Here is a 16252-nt window from a genome sequence, read left to right as displayed (position 1 = left end):
CGCCCCCTGCGACGCTAGCGCCGCACCGCCTGCTGCGACAGCCGCCAGACCCGGTCCCGCGTCATGGGGATCTCGTGCGGCCGCACGCCCAGCGCGTCGCGGACGGCGTTGGCCAGCGCGGGGGCGACGGGGTTGTACGGCGCCTCGCTCATCGACTTCGCGCCGTGCGGGCCCAGGCCGTCGCGCGTGCGGGCCAGCAGGACGCGCGTCGGCGGGACGTCCGCCATCTGCGGCACCCGGTAGGTGCGCAGCGCGCGGCTGACGACGACGCCGTCGCGCAGCACCGTCTCCTCCTGCAGCGCCGATCCGATGCCCTGCGCGACGCCACCCTCGACCTGCCCGCGCAGCTGCTCGGGGTTGAGCACGACGCCCGCGTCGACCGCCTGCACCGACTGCAGGACCCGCACGGTGCCTGTCGCGGTGTCCACGGCCACGCGGAAGCCGTGCACGTTGAACGCCGTGGAGCGCGGGCTGCCGTGGTGCTCGCCCGTCGCCGAGCGGGGGCCGAGCTCGGCGAACGTCACGAGCCGGTCCCCGACGCGCACGCCATCGCGCCCGACGACGACGGGCGGGCCGGGCGTCGGGGTGGTGTCCGTCGCCGGCGCGCTCGGCGAGCCGTCGCCGGCCACGGCCCGCGCCGCCGCCACCAGGTCGTCGTGCAGTGCGGCCGCGGCCTGCGCGACCGCGCGCCCGGCCACCACCGACCCCGTCGACCCGTACGCGCCGGTGTCGTACCCGGCCCGGTCGGTGTCGGACTGCCGCAGCCGCACACGGTCCGGGGTGGTGCCCAGCGCCGTGGCGGCGAGCTGCACGTGCACGGTCGACGTGCCGTTGCCGAACTCGGCCGTGCCGACCGCGACCTCGTACCGGCCGTCGGCGTCCACCGACACCGTCGCGGTCGAGTGGTGCCCGCGCGGCGGGATCGTCGCGATCATCGCCACGGCCACGCCCTCGCCGACACGCCACCGCTCCCCGACGGGGACGAGCGACGCGTCGCCGGCGCGCGTCGTGGCGAGCGCGTCCTCGACGAGGTCCAGGCACTCGAGCAGCCCGTACGACGGGGTGTCGTCGCCCGGCTCGGCGACGCCGTACCCGAGGTCCGTCGTCGTGTCGGCGTGGTTGACGAGGAACGGGTCGCCCGGCCGCACGACGTTGCGCCGCCGCAGCTCGAACGGGTCCAGGCCGACCTCGCGCGCGAGCTCGTCCATCGCGGACTCCAGCGCGAACAGCACCTGCCCCAGCCCGTAGCCGCGGAACGCGCCCGACGGGAGCTGGTGGGTGTAGACCGCCTCGGCGTCCACCCGCTTGGCGGGGCAGCGGTACTGCGCGACGGACTCGTGGATGCCGTGGAACAGCACGCCGGGCGCGTGGTTGCCGTACGCGCCGGTGTCGGTGAGCACGTCGAGGTGCATCGCCGTCAGCCGCCCGTCGGCGTCCGCGCCGAGCGCGACCTCGACCCGGAACGGGTGCCGGCAGGGTGCGAGCGCCAGCTCGTCCTCGCGCGTCATCTCGTACTGGACCGGCCGCCCGGTGCGCAGCACCGCGAGCGTCACGAGGTCCTCGGTGAGCAGCTCCTGCTTGCCGCCGAACCCGCCGCCGACGCGCGCCGCGACGACCCGCACACGTTCGCGGTCCAGCCCGAACAGGTGGCACAGCTCGTCACGCACGAGGTACGGGACCTGCGTGCTCGTGCGGACCACGAGCCGCCCGTCGGCGTCGAGCCAACCGATCGCGCCGTGCGTCTCGAGCGCGGCGTGCGAGACGCGCGACGTCCGCCAGGTGCCCCGCACGACGTGCGGCGCGGCGGCCAGCGCGCCGGCCACGTCCCCGACCTCGCCGTGGCTCGCCGCCACCACGTTGCGGGCGGGGTCCGCGATGCGGGAGACGGCCGCGTCCTTGTCGCCGTGCACGAGCGGGGCACCGGGCCGGCGCGCCTCCTCGGGGTCGAGCACGGCGGGCAGGGGCTCGTACGTCACGTCGATCAGCGCGCAGGCCGCCCGCGCGGCAGCGACCGAGTCGGCGACCACCGCCGCGACGCGCTGGCCGTGGAACCGCACGACGTCGTCGAGGACGCGGGTGTCGTCCGGGTCGTCGGTCCGGTCCTGGTGGCGGCCCGTGGAGAACAGCACGTCGGGGGAGTCGCGGTGCGTGAGGACGAGGTGCACGCCGGGCAGCGCCTCGGCGCGGGTCGTGTCGATCGCCAGGACGCGCGCGTGCGGGTGCGGCGCGCCGAGCACCGCCAGGTGCAGCAGGCCGGACGGCGGCTCGTCGAGCGTGAACGGCTCGCGCCCGCACACCAGACGCCGGCCCGCGGGCGCGGCCACCGCGTCGCCCACACCGCCGTCGCGGACCACGTTGACCTTGCCGGCGAGCGCGTCGCGCACCGACCGGTAGCCCGTGCAGCGGCACAGGTTGCCCTTGAACCGGCGGACCAGCGTGTCCTCGTCGAGGTGCACGTGCCCGTCGTCGTCCGCCAGCGCGGTCGCCGTGACGACCATGCCCGCCGTGCAGAAGCCGCACTGGAAGCCCTGCGCCTCCACGAACGCCTCCTGCACGGGGCTCAGGGCGTCGGGCGTGCCGAGGCCCGCGGCGGTGGTGACGTCGGCGTTGACGACGCGTGCGGCGGGCACGAGGCACGAGTGCCGCGCCTGCCCGTCGACGAGGACGGTGCACGCACCGCAGTCGCCGGAGTCGCAGCCCTTCTTCACGCCGGTGTGCCCGGTCTCGCGCAGGAACGTGCGCAGGCACTGCCCCGGCGCCGGCGTCGCGGCGACCTCCTCGCCGTCGACCCTCATGCGCCCACCTCCGTCACGACCTCGTGCGCGAGCAGCGTCGTGACGGCGCGTCGCCAGTCGGGTGCGCCGTGCGGGTCGTCGTACCACTCGAGGCCCGCGAGGACCGCGTCCACCTGCACGGACGTCGGCACGGACGTCGGCACCGACGTCGTCGCGGACGCGAGCCTGGCCTGCACCGGGCGCGGCGTCGCGGCGGTGACCGTGAGCGTCACCGCACCGTCCGCGTCCCGGCGCGCGACGACGAGCGACGCCGAGCGCCCCACCGCCGTGAGCGACTGCTGTCGCACCGCGACGCGTGCGCGCAGCGCGTGCGCCGGGACGTCGAACGCGCGCAGCACCTCGCCCGGCGCGAGCGTCGTGCGGCCCGGCCCCACGACGAGGTCGACGACCGGCTCGCGCCGCTCACCGCCGTCGGGCGTCCAGACGACCGCGACCGCGTCGAGCGCGACGAGCAGCGACGTCATCGCACCCGCCGGCAGCGCGAGCGCGACGTTGCCGCCGACGGTGGCCTGCCCCTGCACCTTGAACGACATCAGCAGCGCGTCGGCGCACGCGCCGACCAACGGCCACGCGGTCCACGCGGGGTCCGGGACGTGCGCGGCGAGCTGCTCGACCGTGCACGTCGCCGCCACCCGCAGCCCGTCGCCGACGCGCTCGACCGGCTCCCAGCCGAGGGTCGTGAGGTCGACGAGCCCCGTGACGTCCGGCTGGGGCTCCGAGAACAGCCACGTGCCGCCGGCGAGCAGCCGCTCACCGGGTGCCAGGCACAGGTCCTTGCGCGTGCGCGCCGCACGCAGCGAGCCCACGGCGAGGTCCATCAGCGCTCCGCCGCCCCGCCGCGCGCCTCGACCTCACCGAGAGCGCGGTACGCCGAGTCGATGCCCGCGACGCGCTGCTCACCCGTGCGGCCACGACGCCCCAGGACCGCGTCGGCCAGGGCCGCGACCACGGACGAGGCGGCCGCGTACGAGTCGAAGGCGCCGCGGGTCTGCACCGGGCACTGCACCCACCACGTCGCGTGCGCGGCCAGTGCGCGGGCCGTCGGGTCGGCGAGCAGGACCACGGGTGTCCCGGCCTCCGCGAGCCGCGCCACGAGCGCCCGCACGCCGGGTGGGCGGCGGCGCAGGGCGACGAGCACGACCGCGTCCTGCGGCGAGAGGTCCACGAGGTCCTCCGCGAGCGACTGCCCGGGCTGCGGGACGAGCGCGACGTGCGGGCGCACCTGCGCGAGCTGCTGGCGCAGGTGCAGCGCGAGCGGGTAGCTGGTGCGCAGGCCGACCACGACGACGCGGGGCGCGTGCGCGAGCAGGTCGGCGACCGGGTCGAGGTGCACGGCGAGCGCCGCCACGGCGACGCGCACCGCGGCGGCCTCCGCCTCGACGTGCGCGTCGAGGTCGGGCGCGTCGCCGAGCCCGAGCGGCAGGCCGTGCTGCCGCAGCGCGCGCAGGTGGTCGCGGACCTGCGAGAAGTCGTCGAACCCGAGGCTGCGGAACAGCCGGCTCATGGTCGCCTTGGACACCCCGGCGAGGGCCGCGAGCTCGGCGGCGCTGTACGTCGCGAGGTCGCCGAAGTGCTCGAGCAGCACGTCGGCACCCTTGCGCTCCTGCGGTGGCAGCTCCGCGTAGCGGGCCGCGACGCGCTCGTCGAGCCGCAGACCGTCGACCGCCGTGGACGCGGCCGACGCGGGCGGGGGTGCGGTCGTCGTCATGCGCCGGACCCGACCGTCGCACCGGACCTCACCGTCGCACCGGACCCGGCCGTCGCGCCCACGGTGCGCACGGCCGCGGTGAACGCGTCGAGAGCCGCGGCCACGTCGACCTCGCGCACGGCCTCCGCCGGGTGGTGGCTGATGCCGTCGTGGCAGCGGACGAAGAGCATGCCGACGTCGGTGACGGCGGACACGGCCATGCCGTCGTGCCCCGCGCGGCTCCACACGTCCAGGGGAGCGGCGTCGCCGGTCGCGACGACACCCGCGCGCAGCGCGTCCCGCAGCCGGTCCGCGCACGGCGTGGCGGGTGCCTCGTACAGGTCGGTGACGCGCATCCCCAGACCGCGCGCGGCGCACACCTGCGCGATGCCCGCCAGCAGCGTGTCACGCATGGCGTCGCGCGCGTCGTCGGTCGCGGCGCGCAGGTCGACGGTGAACACCGCGCGGCCGGGGATGACGTTGACGGCCCCGGGCTCGACCTCGATGCGCCCGACCGTCGCGATCGCGTCGGACCCCCGCACCGTGCGCTCGACCAGGACGATCGCCTCCGCCGCGCCGACCAGCGCGTCGCGGCGGCGGGGGTAGGGGGTGCCGCCCGCGTGCCGCGCCTCCCCGACGACCTCGACGAGGAACCGTCGTGCGCCCGCGATGGTCGTGACCACGCCGAGCGAACGGTCGGCCGCCTCGAGCAGCGGACCCTGCTCGATGTGCGCCTCGAGGTACGCGACGAGGTCCTGCGGGCGGCGCGCGGCCGTGCCGACGAGCCCCGGGTCGAGCCCGAAGTCGCGGGCGGCCTGCGCGACGGTGGTCCCCGACGCGTCGCGCAGGTCCCACCAGGCGTCGTCCCACGTGCCGGCCAGCGCACGCGACCCCATGAGGGCCGTGCCGAACCGCGCGCCCTCCTCGTCGGTGAAGCCGACGACCTCCAGCGCGCACGGCCACGTCGGGACCTCGTCGCGCAGCCGCTGCGCCACCGCGATCCCCAGCAGCACGCCGAGCATCCCGTCGTAGCGGCCCGCGTCCGGCACCGTGTCGAGGTGGGACCCGAGCAGCAGCGCGGGCAGCCCCGGCTCTCGTCCCTCCGTGCGCCCGCACAGGTTGCCCGCCTGGTCGCGCCACGTGCGCAGCCCCGCCTCGGCCATCCAGCCCGCGACGAGGCCGTGCGCGCGCGCGAGCGCCGGGGTGAGGTGGGCGCGGTCGAGACGCTCGGGCGCGTCGCTGCACGCGGCGAGCGCGTCGCAGCGGTCCAGGACCTCGCGGGCCGTCGTCATGCGGCGTACGCCTCCTGCGCGGCGCTCACGCCGCCGCCCGGGGGGACCGCGACGCCCTGGGCGCGCAGCACGTGCTCGAGCGCCGCGAGCGTCGTGAGCACCGCGTCCTTGCGCGCGTTGACGCCCATGGTGCCGATGCGCCAGACGCGCCCGTGCAGCGGGCCGAACGACGTGCCGATCTCGATCGCGAAGTCGTCGAGCATCGCCGCGCGCACGGCGTCCGCGACGACGCCGTCGGGTACCTCGACCGCGACGACGTTGTGCATGCGGTGCGCGGGATCGCCGAAGACCGCCAGACCCAGCGCCTGCACGCCCGCGAGCAGAGCGGCACCGGCGCGCCGGTGCCGCTCGACCGCGGCGTCCAGGCCCTCCTCGAGCAGCACGCGCGCGCACTCGTGCGCCGCGTAGAGCATCGACGTGGCCTCGGTGTGGTGGTTGAGGCGGCGCGGGCCCCAGTAGTCGAGGACCTGCGCGAGGTCGAGGTAGTTGGAGCCGATGACGGTGCCGCGGGGCTCGTCGGCGTCCGTGCGCAGGCCCTCCTCGACGTGCGTGCGCGCCCGCACCGCGTCGCGCGCGCGGTCCGACAGCGTGGCCGGTGCGCTGCCCGGCGGGCCGCCGAGGCACTTCTGCAGCCCGGCGGTTACGACGTCGAGGCCCCAGTCGTCGGTGCGCACGTCGTTGCCGCCGAGCGACGCGGTCGCGTCGACGTAGAGCAGTGCGTCGTGCTCGGCGCAGACCGCGCCGATGTCCGCCAGTGGCTGGCGCATCGTCGTCGACGTGTCGCCGTGCACCACCGCGACGACGCGCGGGCGGTGGGCCCGCACGGCGTCGGCGACCGCCTGCGGGTCGACGACCTGGCCCCACGGCGCGTCGACCGTCGCGACCTTCGCACCCGCGCGGCGCGCGATCTCGACCAGGAGGTGGCCGAACCGCCCGAACACCGGGACCAGGACCGTGTCGCCCGGTTCGACCAGCGACACCAGGGCGGCCTCGATCGCGGCGCGCGCGGTGCCGTCGACCAGCAGCGTCGCGTCGTTCGTCGTGCGGAGCACCTGCCGGTAGAGGTCCTGCGTCGCGTTCATGTACCCCGTCATCACCGGGTCGAACTGCCCGACCAGCGGCGCCGACATCGCCCGCAGCACGCGCGGGTCGGCGTTGACCGGGCCCGGCCCCATGAGCAGGCGGTACGGCGGGTGCAGCGTCATGCGCGGCACGTTACGAAACGGCCGTTTCACCGACGTTTCCGTGACGTGCGCACCGGGTCACGGCCGCCGAGGGCGGGACAGCAGCCGACCCGTGCCCGCGGTGACCGCGCCGTCACGTGCCACGACGCGCCCGCGCAGCACGCTCGCCGTCACCGACGCCGAGAGCTCGACGCCGTCGTACGCGCTGATGGGGTGGCGGTGCGCGAGCGTGCGCACGTCGACGTGCAGCGGTGCGCGCGGGTCGAGCACGAGCAGGTCGGCGTCCGCGCCGGCGGCGATCCGGCCCTTGTGCGGCAGGCCGACCAGGTCGGCCGTCCCCGTCGACATCCACCGGCTCACGTCCTCGATGCCGATCCCGCGGGCCGCGGCGCCGTGCGCGACCGCCTGGAAACCCACCTGCAGGCCCGCGACACCGCCCCACGCCTGCTGCAGGTCACCGCCGCCGCGGAGCTTCTCGTCGGCCGTCGCGGGGGAGTGGTCGGTGACGACGACGTCGATGACGCCCTCCCGCAGACCGTCCCACAGCGCCTCGCGGTTGCCTGCGTCGCGGATCGGCGGGCAGCACTTGTGCGCCGCCGAGCCGTCGGGGATCGCGTCCGCGTCGAACGTCAGGTAGTGCGGGCACGTCTCGACCGTCACCGGCAGACCCTCCGCGCGCGCGTCGGCCAGCAGGTCCAGCGCACGCGCGCTCGACAGGTGCAGGACGTGCACACGGCAGCCGGTCTCCCGGGCACCGGCGACGACGCGCGCGACCGCGGCCGTCTCCGCCTCGTGCGGGCGCGACGCCACGAAGTCCCGGTACACGCCGCCCGGCCGGACGGGGGCGTCCGCGAGCACGCCCGGGTCCTCGGCGTGCACGATCACCAGGCCGTCGAACGCCGCGACCGTCCGCAGCGCCGCGTCGAAGCCCACCGGCCCCAGCGGCGGGAACTCGTCGACGCCCGACGGGGACAGGAAGCACTTGAAGCCCATGACCCCCGCGTCCCACAGCGGCTGCAGGTCGTCGAGGTTGCCCGGCACCGCTCCGCCCCACAGCGCGACGTCCACCGTGAGCTGACCGGTCGACGCGCGGCGCTTGGCGGCCAGGGCACGCGTCGTCGTCGTGGGCGGGATGCTGTTGAGCGGCATGTCGACGAGCGTCGTGACGCCGCCGAGGGCCGCCGCGCGCGTCGCCGACGCGAAGCCCTCCCACGCGGTGCGCCCCGGCTCGTTGACGTGCACGTGCGAGTCCACCACCCCGGGCAGGACGTACGCGTGGTCGGGGGCGTCGAGGACCGGGCCCTCGACGGGGTCGTCGTACGGGCCGACCACCGCCACGCGACCGTCGGCGACGTGCACGGTCGCCGCCCGCAGCACGCCGTCGACGAGCACCTGGCGGCCGCGCACGGCCGCGAGCAGGTCGCCCGGTGCGGGGTGGGGCGGGAAGCCGCGGACGGGCAGCGCGTCCGGCGTCGTCGTCGTCACCGTGACCGCCGGTCAGACGAACCCGGGCACGGACGCCCAGACGTGCGGGACCGGGGGGTCCCCCTCGCGGTGCACCGCCGCCTCGATGAGACCGTACGGGCGGTCGGCCGCATGGAACACCTCGCCCGGGTTCTCCAGGCCGAACGGCTCGAGGTCCACGAGCAGGTGGTGCTTGTTGGGGCACGACAGCCGCACCTCGGCGACGTCGTCGCAGGCCTCGAGCACCGCGCGGCCCATCTCGAAGATCGTGTGCTGCAGCGCCAGGGAGTGCACCTGCGCGAACGTCGACAGCAGCAGGTCCTTCACCACGGGGTAGCGGGCCTCGACGTCGACGTCCGGGGTCGTCCAGCGCCACCACGCCGTCACCGACGTCGCGAGGATCCGGTCCTTCGTCTCGGCGAGCGTCGTGTAGCGGTCGCGCGGGAAGCCCCAGAACTCCGAACCGGTCGACTTCAGGACCGTCGCGCCGGTGAAGCCCGAGACGACGTGCACGTCGTCACCGTCGACGAGCACCACGGCGCGGCGCGTGCCGGCGCCGGTGCGGACGAACGCGTGGTCGTGCGGCTTGCCGTCCACCGCGATGCGGTCCCACGCGTGCACGTCGGCCGCGAACCGCCCGCCCGTCACCTGGTCGAACCCGTCGACGAAGTGGCGGGCGAGGCGCAGCAGGAACGCCTCGGGAGAGCCCACGCCGTGCGTGCGGGCGAACGCGTAGACCGTGTTCTTCTGCGTGTCGGTCGCCACCACGTGCGCGTTGTCCCCGGTGGTGTGGCACGCGGCGAAGTCGCCGCGCAGCTGCGTGGTGACCGTGAGGTCCTCGATCTCGTGCACGGGGGTGTCGCGCGTGACGCGCACCAGGCGCACCTCGGCCTTCCCGTACTGGTTGGCTCCCAGGACGACGTCTCCGACGGCCATGCGTCAGCTCCCTCGGTACGTGGTGTAGGCGAACGGGCTCAGCAGCAGCGCCAGGTGGTAGTGCGGCTGCGAGCCGTCGACGAGCACCTCCAGGTGCACCGCGGCGTGCACGGTCGCGACGCCCGCGGCGGCGAACCACGCCGCGGTGGCGAAGCGCAGGCCGTACGTGCCGGTCGTGAGCGTCGTGTCCCAGCGCAGCCGGCCGTCGTCGTCCGTGCGGCCCCGCTCCAGCACGGTGCCGTCGGCGGCCAGCAGCGCGACGTCCAGGCCGGCGGCGGGGCGTCCGGCCGCCGCGTCGAGGACGTGGGTCGAGCAGGAGGTCACCCGACCGGCTCCGCGAGCGGTGCCGCGACGGGTGTCACGGAGGTGTCGTCGAGGTCGGCGAGGTCGTCGTCGGCGTCGTCGACGGGGTCGACGGCCGTCGCGGTGACGAGCTGCGCGAGACGCAGGTCGGCGATCTCCCGCAGCTGGCCGGCCGTCACGCGCGCCTCCGTCGTGCGGTCGTGCGTCAGCCGCTGCTCGAGCAGCGTGAGGATCTCGCGGCTGCTGCGACCGGCGGCCCGCACGAGGAACACCCGGCCGAACCGCTCCTCGTAGCGGGCGTTGCCGTCCGCGAGGCGGGCGGCGACCTCGGCGTCGGCCGGGTCCACCCCGGCCTGCTCGCGCGCCGAGAGCGCCGCCGTCGCGCCGCGGCCCTTCTCGCCGATCCGCGGGTGGTCGGCGAGCGCCCGCTCGACGTCGCCGGGCCCCCAGGCCATGGCCTCCTCGTGCGCGTACGCACGCAGCGCCGCCACCGAGCGGTAGGGGCGCGCGGCCGCGACCGCGGTCGCCCACCACGGCACGTCCGCGCACGCCCGCACGAACGCCTGCGCCTCGCCCTCGGGCAGCGCGTTGAACTCCTCGAGCAGCATCCGGTGTCCTCTCGCCGTCGCCGACCGTAGGCGGACGATGTGTCGCCGAGGGAAACCGCTGTTTCAGCAGCGTGAATACGTCCGCACACCACCCGTGGGCCCGCGGCCCGAGGGCGCCGTCACAGCGCGTCGGCCAGCTCGCGCGCGAGGCGTAGCAGCGCACGGTCACGCCCGGGCGCGGCGAGCAGGCACACGCCGACCGGCAGTCCCGCCCGCTGACCCACCGCAGGCACGAGCCCCCCCGCCCCCAGGTCGCGAGCCGTCGATCCGGCCCCACCTCCGAGGTCGCGAGCCGTCGATCCGGCCCCACCTCCCAGGTCGCGAGCCGTCGATCCGGCCCCACCTCCGAGGTCGCGAGCCGTCGATCCGGCCCCACCTCCCAGGTCGCGAGCCGTCGATCCGGCCCCGCCTCCGAGGTCGCGAGCCGTCGATCCGGCCCCGTGCGGCATCGGGAGCACGACCGCCGGCAGCCCACCGATCCCGGCGACGCACGTGAGCCGCAGCGTGGCGGCGCGCACCGCCTCGAGGCCGACGGGGTCGGGTCGCGGGGGCACCGAGGGCGCCGCCGGCAGCACGAGCACGTCGTCCCCGACGAGGTCGAGGACGCGCTCGCGCAGCTGCTCGCGCCGCACCGCCGCGGCGGCCCCGTCGGCGTCGTCGATGCGCGACGCCGCGGCGAACCGCCCGGCCACGTCGGGCCCCAGCGCGCCCGGGTGCGCGCTCACCCACGCACCGTGCTCGCGCCACGCCTCCCAGGCCTGGTGCACGCGGAACACCTCCGCCCACGCCGCGAGGTCCACGCCGTCCCACGTGTCGGTCACCGTCGCACCGGCGTCGGCCGCGAACACGGCGACGCGCGCGGCCACGTCGCCCTGCGCGTGGGCGAGCAGCGCCGGGCTCACCCGCAGCCGCGGCGACCGGGGTGCGGTGTCGGTCTCGGGCGGCAGGAGCACGTCGCCGACCGCGACGAGCAGGTCCGCGTCCCGGGTGAGCCAGCCCACGGCGTCGAACGTGGGAGCGAGCGGCACGAGGCCTCTGGTCGACACCGCGCCGTGCGTCGTCCGGATGCCGTACAGGCCCTGGTACGACGCGGGCACGCGCACCGACCCTCCGGTGTCGGTCCCCAGGCCAACGTCGGCCTGGCCCAGCGCCACGGCCGCCGCCGAGCCCGAGGACGACCCGCCGGGCACGCGCCCCGGGGCGCGGGGGTTCGGCGGCGTGCCGCTGTGCGCGTTGGTGCCCGCGAGGGAGTACGCGAGCTCGTCGGTGCGGGTCACGCCGCGCACGTCCGCGCCCGCCGCGAGCAGCCGGGCGACCGCGTCGGCGTGCTCCGACTCGACCGGCGCGTCGGCCAGCCACGTCGGGTTGCCCGCGCCGACGCGCTGCCCGGCCACCGCGTACAGGTCCTTGACCGCGACCGTGCGACGGGCCAGCGGGCCGTCGTGCGCGCCCGCCACCAGGGGGTCGCCGAGCACGCGCCACACGCGGGTGTCGAACGCGCGCGCCGGGGCGTGGACGTGCGCCGCGACCACCGCCCAGCCGGCGTCGTCACGCACCCAGAGCTGCGTCTGCTGGCCTCGCCCGCCGGCGAGCGGCTCGGTCACCGCGACGACGAGCGCGTGGTCGTCGTCGAGCGTGCGCACGTGCACCTCGACGAGCCGCCGGGCCGGTGCGCCGCCACGTGCACCGCGGAACGCCGCGATCTCGTCGTGCCCGACGAGCAGACCACTCGCGTCGCCGCGCAGCGTGTGCGCACCGGGCGCGAACAGCCGGTCGAGCGCGTCGAGGTCGTCCGCGGCCAGCGCGCGCTCGTAGGCGGCGAACGCGGCCATGAGGCCCGGTGGCGGGTCGGTCCTCATGCGCCGGTGACCTGCCCGGCACCCGGCTCGTCGAAGTCGGCCAGGCGGATGCGGGCGTGCACGCCCGTGACGCGGTCCACGACCTGCGACACGTCGAAGTCCGTGGCCGCCGACAGGTACGCCAGCGCGTGCGCGCGGTCCATGCCGAAGCGCGCCTGCAGCAGGTCGAGAGCGGCGCGCACGCACGCCCGCAGCGCCTCGTCGAGGTCGACGTCGAGACCTGTCGGGACGAGGTGCTCCGACGTGCGGACGAGGGGACCGGTCAGCGGCCCCAGCTCGGCGAGCGCCTGCGCGCCGGGCAGCAGGTCGAGGCGGACCGTGACCCGCAGCGAGGCCTCGAGCGCGGTGAGCGCGACCTCGCCGTCGCCCTGCGCGAAGTGCGGGTCGCCCACGTAGACCAGCGCGTCGGGTACCTGCACGGGCAGGTACAGCGTCGCACCGGCCTGCAGCAGGTTGATGTCGAGGTTGCCGCCGTGGGCGCCCGGGGGCACGGAGTGCGGTCGCTCGTCGCCCGCGACGGCCACGCCGAGGATGCCGGGGAAGGGCGCGAGGGGGAACGCGACGGTGCGGTCGCTGCCGGCCGCCCGGGGCATGACCGCGCGGGTGCCGGTCGGGTCGAGCCGGGCCACCACGCTGACGACGTCGACGCCACCCTCGGGCATCTCGCCCGGCAGCGCGCCGCGACCGTGCCGGTTGGAGATCACGCCGTACGGCACCCGGGGCAGGGCCTCGAGCACGGTGATCGCCAGGACGTCGCCCGGCCGGGCGCCGCGCACCGCGATCGGGCCGGTGACGACGTGCGGGCCGTCGACCACCGGGTCGTGCGGGTGGTCCGACGCCGCGAGCGCCACCGCGTCGGTGAGCACGTCGATCAGGCCGTGCGCACCGAAGAACCCGCGCGGGTCGCGCCCCTGGTCCTCCAGGAGGCCCTCGTGGCTCAGGGTGTCGACCGTGACCTCGGTGCCCGGGTCGACCGTGAGGACGGGCGCGTCGGCGGCGCACGGCAGCCGGCCCCACAGGACGTTGTCCGGGGTCGACGGCAGGTAGGTGGCGGCGCGGACGGGGCCGGTGCCGGGGTCGAGCAGCATGCCCGGGACTGTAGGCGGCGTCGGTGACGGGCGTGTTGCGCCGTCCCCCGACGGTGGCACGGTCGCCCGGTCGGCGGTCCCTCGACCCTCTGAGCCGACCACAGCCCCCCGTGGCGGCGGGTCGGTCCACAGATCTGGTCCGACCGCGGGTCTTGGGCCTGCGGGGTGCTGCAGGGTCGGGTCCACGGGACTCCCGTACGGATCGAGGGGCGAGGGGGACGCGTGCAGCAAGGACGCAGGGCCGTGGTGGTCGGAGTGGTCGGCGCGGCCGGTGGCGTGGGGACGTCGACGCTCGCCGCCCTGGTGGCGCGACGACTGTCCCGCACGACGTCGACGGTGCTCGTCGACCTCGACCGCGGTGCCGGCGGGCTCGACGTGGTCGTGGGCGTCGAGGACGTCGACGGTGCCCGCTGGCCGGACCTGCGGGGTGCCGGTGGTGACGTGCGCGGCGCGGACGTGCTCGCGCTGCTGCCGCGGTGGGGTGCGTGCGCGGTGCTCTCCGCGGACCGCACGCGACCGGAGCCCGTGGACCCGGGGGTGCGCGTCGACGTGCTGCACGCGCTCGCGTGCGAGGTCGGCGCGCTGGTCCTCGACCTCGACCGCGGCACCGTCGTCGACGGTGACGCGCCGCTGGCCGCGTGCGAGGCGACTGTCGTCGCGGCCCGTGCCGACCTGCGCAGCGTCGCCGGGGCGCTCGCGCTGCGGCCGCGGCTGGACGAGGCCCGCACCGCCGCCGGGCTCGTGGTCCAGCGTGGTGCCCGCACGACGCTCGGGGCCGGCGACGTGGCGGCGGCGAGCGGGCTCGACGTGTGGCACGCCGCTCGCCGCGACCGCGCGCTGGCGGCCCGTGCCGAACGCATCGGCCCCGGTGGGCGAGGGCCGGCCGCGCGAGCAGCGGACGCGGTCGTGCGGCGTCTGCGGACGAGCTCGTGACGGGCCTCCTCGGGCGCAGCGCGGCGCCGGCGCGCCGGTCCGTGCCCGACGAGGTCGTGGCGCACGTCCGCGACGCGCTGCGCACCCGCCCGCACCCAGCGGTCGACGGTCTGCCCGCGCTCGTCGACGCCGCCCTGCGCGCGCACGGGACGCTGCTCGGCCCCGAGCCGCTGGCGGCCACGGTGCGCGCCGTCGCCGACACGCTGCTCGGTGCCGGACCTCTGCAGCCCTGGCTCGACGACCCGGCCGTGACGGACGTGCTGGTCAACGGCGCGCGCGACGTGTGGGTGGAACGGGACGGCGCTCTGCGGCGCGTCGACGTGGACCTGGGGACCCCCGCCGACGTCCGCGCGCTCGCCGTCCGCCTCGCCTCGGCGGCAGGCCGCCGGCTCGACGACGCCGCGCCCACCGTCGACGCGCGCCTGCCCGACGGCACCCGTCTGCACGCCGTCCTGCCGCCGCTGGCCGAGGGGTGCACGGTGATGAGCCTGCGCGTCGTGCGGCCGCGCGCGTTCACCCTGGCCGAGCTCGTCGCGGCCGGTGCGGTACCGCCCACGCTCGAGCCCGTGCTGCGCGGGATCGTGACGTCGCGGGCCAACGTGCTGGTCTCGGGCGCCACCGGAGCGGGCAAGACGACCCTGCTCGCGGCGCTGCTGTCGCTCGTCCCGCACGACGAGCGCGTCGTGCTCGTGGAGGAGGCCGGGGAGCTCGTCGCCGACCACCCGCACGTCGTGCGGCTGACGAGCCGGCCGCCCAACGTCGACGGCGCGGGCGGCGTCGACCTCGCGGACCTCGTGCGCCAGGCGCTGCGCATGCGACCCGACCGGATCGTGCTGGGCGAGTGCCGCGGTGCCGAGGTGCGCGAGGTGCTCGCCGCGCTCAACACCGGCCACGAGGGCGGCTGCGCGACGCTGCACGCCAACACGGCCGCCGACGTCCCCGCCCGGCTGGAGGCGCTGGCCGCCCTCGCGGGGATGGACCGCGCGGCGGTCGCGGCGCAGGCCGCCAGTGCCGTCGACGCGGTGCTGCACGTGCGACGCGTGCGGCACGGCCCGGACGCCGGGCGGCGGCACCTCGCGGAGATCGGGGTCGTCGAACGGGTGGGCGACGGCGGGCTGCGGGTCGTCACCGCCGTCGCCGTGGCGGAGGACGGTCGGGTGCGGCCCGGCGAGGGCTGGGCGCGGCTCGCGGCACGCACCGAGGTCGGGGCGTGAGCGTCGTCGTCGGGGTGCTGGTGGCGGTGGCCGTCGTGGTGCTGCCGGCGCCGGCCGCGGGTCGGCTGCGGGTGGTCGCCGGGCCGGGGTGGATGACAGGACCCGGGCGAGCGTCGGTGGTCGGACGCTCGGCGAGGTCCGGGCTCGCGGGGGCGTCGGGACGTCCGGGCGCGGGCCGCGGATCGTCGGGCGCACCGCGCGGGGCGGCAGGAGGTCGGCGGCGTGCCGCGCCCGAGGACCTCGCGAGCGTCCTGCACGCGGTCTCCGCGCGCGTCCGAGCCGGTGCGCCGCCCGGCGCCGCGTGGGGTGCGGTGCTGGGGCAGACGGTGACCGGCGACGTGCCTGCCGTCGAGGCGCTGACCGCGGTGGTCGGCGACCGGTCGGCCACGCGCGCCCGGGCCCGCGCGGTCGTCGCGGGCGCGCACGTCGCCGCCGAGACGGGCGCACCGCTCGCCGACGTGCTCGAGCACCTCGCGGACGCCGTCGCCGCCGACGCCGAGCAGGCGGGCGAGCTGGAGTCGGCGCTCGCCGGGCCGCGCGCGACGGCGCGCGTCCTCGCGGCGCTGCCCGTGCTCGGCCTGCTCGTGGGCGCGGGCATGGGCGCGCGGCCGTGGGACGTGCTCACCGACGGCGGGTTCGGCAGCGCGGTGGCGGTCACGGGTGTCGGGCTGCTCGTCGCCGGACAGGTCTGGGTCCAGGCGCTGCTGCGCCGGGCCGCGGCGCCGTGAGCCCGGTGGCGGTGGGAGTCGTCGTGGGCGCGTGCGTGCTGCTGGGAGCGCTGCCGTGGGTGGTCCGACGACCCGGCGCGCCGCGACGTCGGGGGGACCCGCGCGCAGGGCCCACCCCGCGCACGCACCTCGTGGTCCCCGGTGCGGCCCCCGGGCCGGTG

14 protein-coding genes are annotated in these 16252 nt (G+C 77.0%); 3 read left to right on the top strand and 11 right to left on the bottom strand.

Annotated elements, in window-relative coordinates:
- Positions 1 to 14 precede the first annotated feature (14 nt).
- From CFLA_RS14105 to CFLA_RS14055, 11 genes are all read right to left on the bottom strand, one after another.
- Positions 15 to 2795: a molybdopterin-dependent oxidoreductase gene (locus CFLA_RS14105; RefSeq protein ID WP_013118005.1), complete on the bottom strand. Its 2781-nt coding sequence runs from the start codon at positions 2793 to 2795 to the stop codon at positions 15 to 17.
- On the bottom strand, positions 2792 to 3613 hold the full coding sequence (locus CFLA_RS14100; protein ID WP_013118004.1) for an FAD binding domain-containing protein: 822 nt from the start codon (positions 3611 to 3613) through the stop codon (positions 2792 to 2794). Before CFLA_RS14100 ends, CFLA_RS14105 begins: the two co-directional genes overlap by 4 nt.
- Positions 3613 to 4503, bottom strand: coding sequence for a MurR/RpiR family transcriptional regulator (locus tag CFLA_RS14095; RefSeq protein ID WP_013118003.1), 891 nt, complete (start codon positions 4501 to 4503; stop codon positions 3613 to 3615). The genes CFLA_RS14100 and CFLA_RS14095 overlap by 1 nt, the downstream gene beginning before the upstream one ends.
- The gene (locus CFLA_RS14090) at positions 4500 to 5774 is read right to left on the bottom strand and encodes an allantoate amidohydrolase (RefSeq protein WP_013118002.1); all 1275 of its coding nucleotides are present in this window, start codon (positions 5772 to 5774) and stop codon (positions 4500 to 4502) included. The genes CFLA_RS14095 and CFLA_RS14090 overlap by 4 nt, the downstream gene beginning before the upstream one ends.
- Positions 5771 to 6979: a pyridoxal-phosphate-dependent aminotransferase family protein gene (locus CFLA_RS14085; protein WP_245530251.1), complete on the bottom strand. Its 1209-nt coding sequence runs from the start codon at positions 6977 to 6979 to the stop codon at positions 5771 to 5773. The genes CFLA_RS14090 and CFLA_RS14085 overlap by 4 nt, the downstream gene beginning before the upstream one ends.
- Before the next feature lie 57 nt (positions 6980 to 7036).
- Positions 7037 to 8443, bottom strand: a complete 1407-nt coding sequence (gene allB, locus CFLA_RS14080; protein WP_013118000.1) for an allantoinase AllB — start codon at positions 8441 to 8443, stop codon at positions 7037 to 7039.
- Between the two features lie 12 nt (positions 8444 to 8455).
- Positions 8456 to 9358, bottom strand: coding sequence for a factor-independent urate hydroxylase (gene pucL, locus CFLA_RS14075; RefSeq protein WP_013117999.1), 903 nt, complete (start codon positions 9356 to 9358; stop codon positions 8456 to 8458).
- Between the two features lie 3 nt (positions 9359 to 9361).
- Entirely contained in the window at positions 9362 to 9682 is a 321-nt protein-coding gene (gene uraH / locus CFLA_RS14070) for a hydroxyisourate hydrolase (protein ID WP_013117998.1), read from the bottom strand.
- On the bottom strand, positions 9679 to 10269 hold the full coding sequence (gene uraD / locus CFLA_RS14065; RefSeq protein ID WP_013117997.1) for a 2-oxo-4-hydroxy-4-carboxy-5-ureidoimidazoline decarboxylase: 591 nt from the start codon (positions 10267 to 10269) through the stop codon (positions 9679 to 9681). Before uraD ends, uraH begins: the two co-directional genes overlap by 4 nt.
- A 119-nt stretch (positions 10270 to 10388) precedes the next feature.
- Complete coding sequence (locus tag CFLA_RS14060; protein WP_013117996.1) at positions 10389 to 12128, bottom strand: AtzH-like domain-containing protein; 1740 nt, start codon at positions 12126 to 12128, stop codon at positions 10389 to 10391.
- Positions 12125 to 13216, bottom strand: coding sequence for an acetamidase/formamidase family protein (locus CFLA_RS14055; RefSeq protein ID WP_013117995.1), 1092 nt, complete (start codon positions 13214 to 13216; stop codon positions 12125 to 12127). The genes CFLA_RS14060 and CFLA_RS14055 overlap by 4 nt, the downstream gene beginning before the upstream one ends.
- A 243-nt stretch (positions 13217 to 13459) precedes the next feature.
- Between CFLA_RS14055 and CFLA_RS14050 the strand changes: the two genes are divergently transcribed.
- Genes CFLA_RS14050 through CFLA_RS14040 form a run of 3 tightly spaced genes read left to right on the top strand, consistent with a single transcriptional unit; the run spans position 13460 to position 16091 of the window.
- Entirely contained in the window at positions 13460 to 14149 is a 690-nt protein-coding gene (locus CFLA_RS14050) for a CpaE-like family protein (RefSeq protein ID WP_013117994.1), read from the top strand.
- The gene (locus CFLA_RS14045; protein ID WP_013117993.1) at positions 14146 to 15363 is read left to right on the top strand and encodes a TadA family conjugal transfer-associated ATPase; all 1218 of its coding nucleotides are present in this window, start codon (positions 14146 to 14148) and stop codon (positions 15361 to 15363) included. Before CFLA_RS14050 ends, CFLA_RS14045 begins: the two co-directional genes overlap by 4 nt.
- Positions 15360 to 16091 carry a type II secretion system F family protein gene (locus CFLA_RS14040; RefSeq protein ID WP_013117992.1) on the top strand — a complete coding sequence of 244 codons (732 nt, stop codon included), beginning with the start codon at positions 15360 to 15362 and terminating at the stop codon, positions 16089 to 16091. Before CFLA_RS14045 ends, CFLA_RS14040 begins: the two co-directional genes overlap by 4 nt.
- The last annotated feature ends 161 nt before the right edge of the window (positions 16092 to 16252 follow it).

The sequence above is a fragment of the Cellulomonas flavigena DSM 20109 genome (assembly GCF_000092865.1).
Taxonomy (GTDB): domain Bacteria; phylum Actinomycetota; class Actinomycetes; order Actinomycetales; family Cellulomonadaceae; genus Cellulomonas; species Cellulomonas flavigena.
The sequence above is the reverse complement of the archived record's forward strand: the minus strand, read 5'-3'. Positions and strand labels throughout refer to the sequence as shown.

Bases quoted from the DNA above. Each gene is read 5' to 3' on its own strand.
- CFLA_RS14105 (WP_013118005.1), bottom strand. From the start codon at position 2,795: ATGAGGGTCGACGGCGAGGAGGTCGCCGCGACGCCGGCGCCGGGGCAG.
- CFLA_RS14100 (WP_013118004.1), bottom strand. From the start codon at position 3,613: ATGGACCTCGCCGTGGGCTCGCTGCGTGCGGCGCGCACGCGCAAGGAC.
- CFLA_RS14095 (WP_013118003.1), bottom strand. From the start codon at position 4,503: ATGACGACGACCGCACCCCCGCCCGCGTCGGCCGCGTCCACGGCGGTC.
- CFLA_RS14090 (WP_013118002.1), bottom strand. From the start codon at position 5,774: ATGACGACGGCCCGCGAGGTCCTGGACCGCTGCGACGCGCTCGCCGCG.
- CFLA_RS14085 (WP_245530251.1), bottom strand. From the start codon at position 6,979: ATGACGCTGCACCCGCCGTACCGCCTGCTCATGGGGCCGGGCCCGGTC.
- pucL (WP_013117999.1), bottom strand. From the start codon at position 9,358: ATGGCCGTCGGAGACGTCGTCCTGGGAGCCAACCAGTACGGGAAGGCC.
- uraD (WP_013117997.1), bottom strand. From the start codon at position 10,269: ATGCTGCTCGAGGAGTTCAACGCGCTGCCCGAGGGCGAGGCGCAGGCG.
- CFLA_RS14060 (WP_013117996.1), bottom strand. From the start codon at position 12,128: ATGAGGACCGACCCGCCACCGGGCCTCATGGCCGCGTTCGCCGCCTAC.
- CFLA_RS14055 (WP_013117995.1), bottom strand. From the start codon at position 13,216: ATGCTGCTCGACCCCGGCACCGGCCCCGTCCGCGCCGCCACCTACCTG.